The sequence below is a fragment of the Lysobacter antibioticus genome, assembly GCF_000731095.1.
Taxonomy (GTDB): Bacteria; Pseudomonadota; Gammaproteobacteria; order Xanthomonadales; family Xanthomonadaceae; genus Lysobacter; species Lysobacter antibioticus_B.
Genome location: NZ_JMTZ01000132.1, coordinates 1 through 5,161 on the forward strand (window position 1 = coordinate 1; position 5,161 = coordinate 5,161).

Genomic DNA, 5,161 nt, shown 5'->3' on the forward strand with positions numbered 1-5,161 from the left:
TTTTGGGCTTAGCAAAAGAAAGTAACCCGGCCGCGTTAGCGGGCGGAAGCTTTGCAATTGATGTTGCTTCACCGCTCTGCGGCAAGAAGCCCGCAACCGCCAGCTGCGCGGTCGCGGCTTGCGCCGCTCCTACCCTAAAAGCCAACACGCCGAGCGCGGGAAACATCGCTGACCGCGCACAAGCGCATAGCCTGCGAATCGGGAATCGCGGGGGCGGGTTGCCGAATTGCGGAAGCGCGGGTTAGCGGGTTAGCGGGTTAGCGGCAACGAACCGCTACAGCCCCCAACAGCGAAAGATTCTCATTCCCCACCCTTCCCCTCGATCCAGCTACAATCCGCCCCACTTTCCTCCTCCGGGGAGTAGCCCACCCGCAGCCGCCAAGGCCCGCGGGGACATGCGTCAACACACTTGGCCCACCGGCCATGGCGCATGAGCGGCAGCCAGCGCGAACGATCCGGGTCCACGACCCCATCGCCGAGCGCTAGCGACCACGGGCAAGACCGAAGGCAGGCGTTGCGCGCAACCCGGGTCGGGCCGTGCATCGTCCGCCTTCGCGTCCACGCGAATGCCCGACCCCGGAGTTGTCATGGATCTGTCCTTTCTCCCGGCCTCGGTCGTCACCACCCTCGTCTCGACGGGCACCGTCGCGCTCGCCGAAATCGGCGACAAGACCCAGTTGCTCGCCCTGCTGCTGGCCGCGCGCTTCCGCAAACCCTGGCCGATCATCGCCGGCATCCTCGTCGCCACCCTGCTCAACCATGCCCTCGCCGCCTGGTTCGGCACCCTGGTCGCGCAGTGGCTGCAGCCGCAGGTGCTGCGCTGGATCGTCGCGGCGAGCTTCCTGGCGGTCGCGCTGTGGACGCTCAAGCCCGACCGGCTCGACGACGAGCCGCAGTTCTCGGCGCGCGGCGCCTTCCTCGCCACCACCATCGCCTTCTTCTTCGCCGAGATCGGCGACAAGACCCAGGTCGCCACCGTGCTGCTGGCGACCCGCTACGAACCGCTATGGGCGGTGATCGCCGGCACTACCGTCGGCATGCTGCTCGCCAACGTGCCGGTGGCGCTGCTCGGCAGCCGCTTCGCCGACCGCCTGCCGTTGAAAACCGCGCGCTACGTCGCCGCGACCGTGTTCGCGACACTGGCGATCTGGGTCGCGGTGCGCGGAATCGGCTGACCGGCCGCCTCACCCTCGCTCACGCAGGAGCCGGGCGACCGGCTCTCGCGCTATGCTCGCCGCGGACGGCAAGGGGATCGCGTAGGGATGCACGGCATCGGCGGAAGGTTGCGCGGCGTACTGGTGGCGCTGTTGCTGCGGCCGGACGAAATCATGCTGGAGATCGGCGCCGGCGGCGAACTGCTGGTGGCGCGACTGCGCGCGGTGCTCGCCGCGATGCTGCTGCTGTTGCCGCTGTTCAACGCGATCGGCGGCGGCAGCGTCAAGGAAACCATGATCGGCCTGGGCGGGGCGGTCTTCGTCAACGTGTTCTCGCAACTGTGGCTGGCCCTGGCCCGGCGCCAGCGCCGCTACCGCTGGCTGCCCTTCACCACTGCCGGCTTCGACGTCACCGCCACCACCCTGGTCCTGGCAGCGCTCGCGGCCCAGCACCTGCCGGCCGGGCTCAACAGCCTGATCGTCTGGTGCGGCTATCTGTTCGCGATCCTGATGACCGCGCTGCGCAGCGACGGCCGCGTCACCCTGTTCGCCGGCCTGCTCGCCCTGCTCCAGTACGCTGTGCTGATCGTGGCCGTATTCGCCGCCGCCGACTCGCCGGAAGAGCTGATGTCCAGCGATTACGGCGCGGTCACCGTCGGCAGCCAGTCGCAGCGCATCGTCCTGCTGGCGATGGTGACCATCGCCACCTCGATGGTCGTGTACCGGATGCAGCGCCTGATCGAGATGTCCGGCACCGACGGCCTGACCCGGCTGCCGAACCGTACCTGGCTGACCCACCGCATCCCGCGCCTGTTCGACACCGTGCGCCGCGATGGCGGCAGCCTGACCCTGGCCTTGATCGACCTGGACCATTTCAAACGCATCAACGACGACTACGGCCACCGCCTCGGCGACCGCAGTCTGCGCCACCTGGTCGCGGTGCTGCGCGAACAGGCCGAACCCAGCGAATGGCTGGTCCGCCTGAGCGGCGGCGAATTCCTGCTGGTGATGCGCAAACCGCTGGGCACCGCCTTCGAGGAAGTCGACGCGATCCGCCGCACCGTCGCCGAGCGCCCGTTCGAGCCCGGCCGCGGCGCCGAGCCGCTGTGGCTGAGCTTCAGCGCCGGCCTGGTGACGTTTCCGCAGGAAGGCGGCGACCTCTCGCGCCTGCTCCGCCGCGCCGACCTGCGCCTGCAGCGGGCCAAGCAATCCGGCCGCAATCGCGTGGTCGCCCGCGATATCTGAACGAGCCGGCCCTGGCAAGCCCGGCGGCGCAGCTTGCCGCTGGCGCCGTCACTGCACTAGGCTGCCCCGATTAATAAGTCGCTAACAAGCCGCCGGGGCTCCGGCGCCCGGGGAGAGTGGAGTGGATTCGATTACGCGCGTGGCCTTCGGCCTGTTCGGTTTGGCGGTGCTCGTCGGCATTGCGTGGGTGTTCTCGGTCAACCGCCGTTCGGTCGATTGGAAACTGGTCGCCATCGGCATCTCCCTGCAGATCGCGTTCGCCTCGGTGGTGCTGCTGGTGCCGGGCGGCAAGGACGTGTTCGACGCGATCGGCAAGGGCTTCGTGCACGTGCTGGAGTTCGTCGGCGCCGGCTCGAAGTTCATCTTCGGCGACCTCATGGACGTCAGTAAATTCGGCTTCATCTTCGCCTTCCAGGTGCTGCCGACGATTATCTTCTTCTCGGCCCTGATGGGCGTGCTCTACCACCTCGGCGTGATGCAGGCGGTGGTGAGGGCGATGGCCTGGGCGATCACCAAGGTGATGCGCGTGTCCGGCGCCGAGACCACCAGCGTCTGCGCCAGCGTCTTCATCGGCCAGACCGAAGCGCCGCTGACCGTACGGCCGTACATCCCCAAAATGACCGAATCCGAGCTGATCACGATGATGATCGGCGGCATGGCCCACATCGCCGGCGGCGTGCTCGCCGCCTACGTCGGCATGCTCGGCGCCGGCGATCAGGACGCGCAGGCCTTCTACGCCAAGCATCTGCTGGCCGCTTCGATCATGGCCGCGCCGGCGACCCTGGTGATCGCCAAGATCCTCGTTCCCGAGACCGGCGAGCCGCTGACCCGCGGCACGGTCAAGATGGAAGTCGAGAAGAACACCGCCAACATCATCGACGCCGCCGCTGCCGGCGCCGGCGACGGCCTGCGCCTGGCGCTCAATATCGGCGCGATGCTGCTGGCCTTCATCGCCCTGATCGCGCTGGTCAACGCGCCGCTGACCTGGATCGGCGAACAGACCGGCCTGGCCGCTGCGATCGGCAAGCCGACCGACCTGTCGACCCTGCTCGGCTTCCTGCTGGCGCCGATCGCCTGGGTGATCGGCACGCCCTGGGCCGACGCCAACGTAGTCGGCGGCCTGATCGGCGAGAAGGTGGTGCTCAACGAGTTCGTGGCCTATACCCACCTGGCCGACATCGTCAACGGCAAGGTCGCCGGCGTCGCCCTCAGCGACGAAGGCCGTCTGATCGCCACCTACGCCCTGTGCGGCTTCGCCAACTTCAGCTCGATCGCGATCCAGATCGGCGGCATCGGCGGCCTGGCCCCGGAGCGTCGCCAGGACCTCGCGCGTTTCGGCCTGCGCGCCGTGCTCGGCGGTTCGATCGCGACCTTCATGACCGCGACCATCGCCGGCGTGCTGACCCATTTCTCCGCCTAAGCCCATGAGCCAAGCCACCGCAGGTCGCGTCGTCGTCGTCGGCTCGTTCAACGTCGACCACGTCTGGTCCCTCGCCGCGCTGCCGCAGCCCGGCGAAACCCTCGCCGGCACCTACCACACCGGTCCCGGCGGCAAGGGCTTCAACCAGGCCACCGCGGCCGTGCGCGCCGGTGCGCAGACGAGCTTCGTCTGCGCGCTCGGCGGGGACACCGGCGGCCAGCTCGCACGCGCGCTCGCCGCCGCCGACGGCGTCGACCTGCGCGATCTGCGCAGCGACGCGCCGACCGGCACCGCCGGCATCTACGTCGACGCCGACGGCCGCAACACCATCGTCATCGGCCCCGGCGCCAACGCCGAGTTGTCGGCGGAATTCGTCGACGGCCACGACGCCCTGCTCGGCACCGCGCAGGTGGTGTTGAGCCAGTTGGAGACGCCGGTCGAATCGGCCGCGGCCGCGTTCGCCGCGGCGCGCCGCATCGGCGCCCTGACCCTGCTCAACCCGGCCCCGGCCGACGCCGTCGCCAGCGACGCGCTGTGGGCGCTGGCCGACGTGATCACCCCGAACGAAACCGAGTTCTGCGCGCAACTGCGCCTGCGCACCGGCAGCGCGCTCGATCCCGACAGCCTGAGCGCCCTGCCCGACGCCGAGCTGCACGCGCACTGCCGCCGCCTCCTTGGGCATGGCAGCGTGATCGTGACCCTGGGCAAGGCCGGCTGCTTCGTATCCCATGCCGACGGCGCCCTGCACGGCGACGACCGCGCGTACTACCGCTGCCCCGCGGCAGCGGTCAAGGCGATCGATACCACCGGCGCCGGCGACGCCTTCAACGGCGCCCTCGCCGCCTCGCTCGCAACCCCCGGCGAGGCCCCGTTCGCGGCGCATGTCGCCTACGCCAACCGCTACGCCGGCCTGTCGACCGAACGCGTCGGCGCAGCCGCGGCGATGCCGCGCGACGCCGAAGTCCGCGCGCGCTTCGGCTGAGCGGTTTGCGGCTCGACGGCGGCGCGTCTCTAAGCCAGACGGGTTTACCTGGAAGGGTAGGAGCGGCGCGAGCCGCGACATCGTCGCTATGGCCTCACGTCGCTACGGTCCAAGACCTCTGTAGGAGCGACGTCAGTCGCGACCGCGGGACGCGCTGCGGCGACAGCGCTCATATCGGTCATCGAAGCCGTGTGCTTTCGCGAGAGTAGGAGCGGCGCAAGCCGCGACCACGCTGCGACGGTCTTGCGGCGCCTCTCTGAAGCAAGATCAATATCTAGATCAAACGCCAAGAGCTTCCGCCACCAAAGCGGCGGGTTACTTTCTTTTGTCATAAGCAACAAAAGAAAGGTAACCAAAGAA

The 5,161-nt window shown here is 68.8% G+C and carries 4 protein-coding genes; all 4 read left to right on the forward strand.

Annotated elements, in window-relative coordinates; all coding sequences use genetic code 11:
* Positions 1 to 587 precede the first annotated feature (587 nt).
* A complete protein-coding gene (locus EX88_RS0122325) occupies positions 588 to 1,175 on the forward strand; it encodes a TMEM165/GDT1 family protein (protein WP_031374194.1) in 588 nt (195 codons plus the stop codon).
* Between the two features lie 87 nt (positions 1,176 to 1,262).
* Positions 1,263 to 2,399 (forward strand): GGDEF domain-containing protein, encoded by a 1,137-nt coding sequence (locus EX88_RS0122330; RefSeq protein WP_031374195.1) that lies wholly within the window; start codon positions 1,263 to 1,265, stop codon positions 2,397 to 2,399.
* A gap of 121 nt (positions 2,400 to 2,520) precedes the next feature.
* Entirely contained in the window at positions 2,521 to 3,819 is a 1,299-nt protein-coding gene (locus EX88_RS0122335) for a NupC/NupG family nucleoside CNT transporter (RefSeq protein WP_031374196.1), read from the forward strand.
* A 4-nt stretch (positions 3,820 to 3,823) separates the two neighbouring features.
* Positions 3,824 to 4,801: a ribokinase gene (locus EX88_RS0122340; RefSeq protein ID WP_031374197.1), complete on the forward strand. Its 978-nt coding sequence runs from the start codon at positions 3,824 to 3,826 to the stop codon at positions 4,799 to 4,801.
* Positions 4,802 to 5,161: the final 360 nt, after the last annotated feature.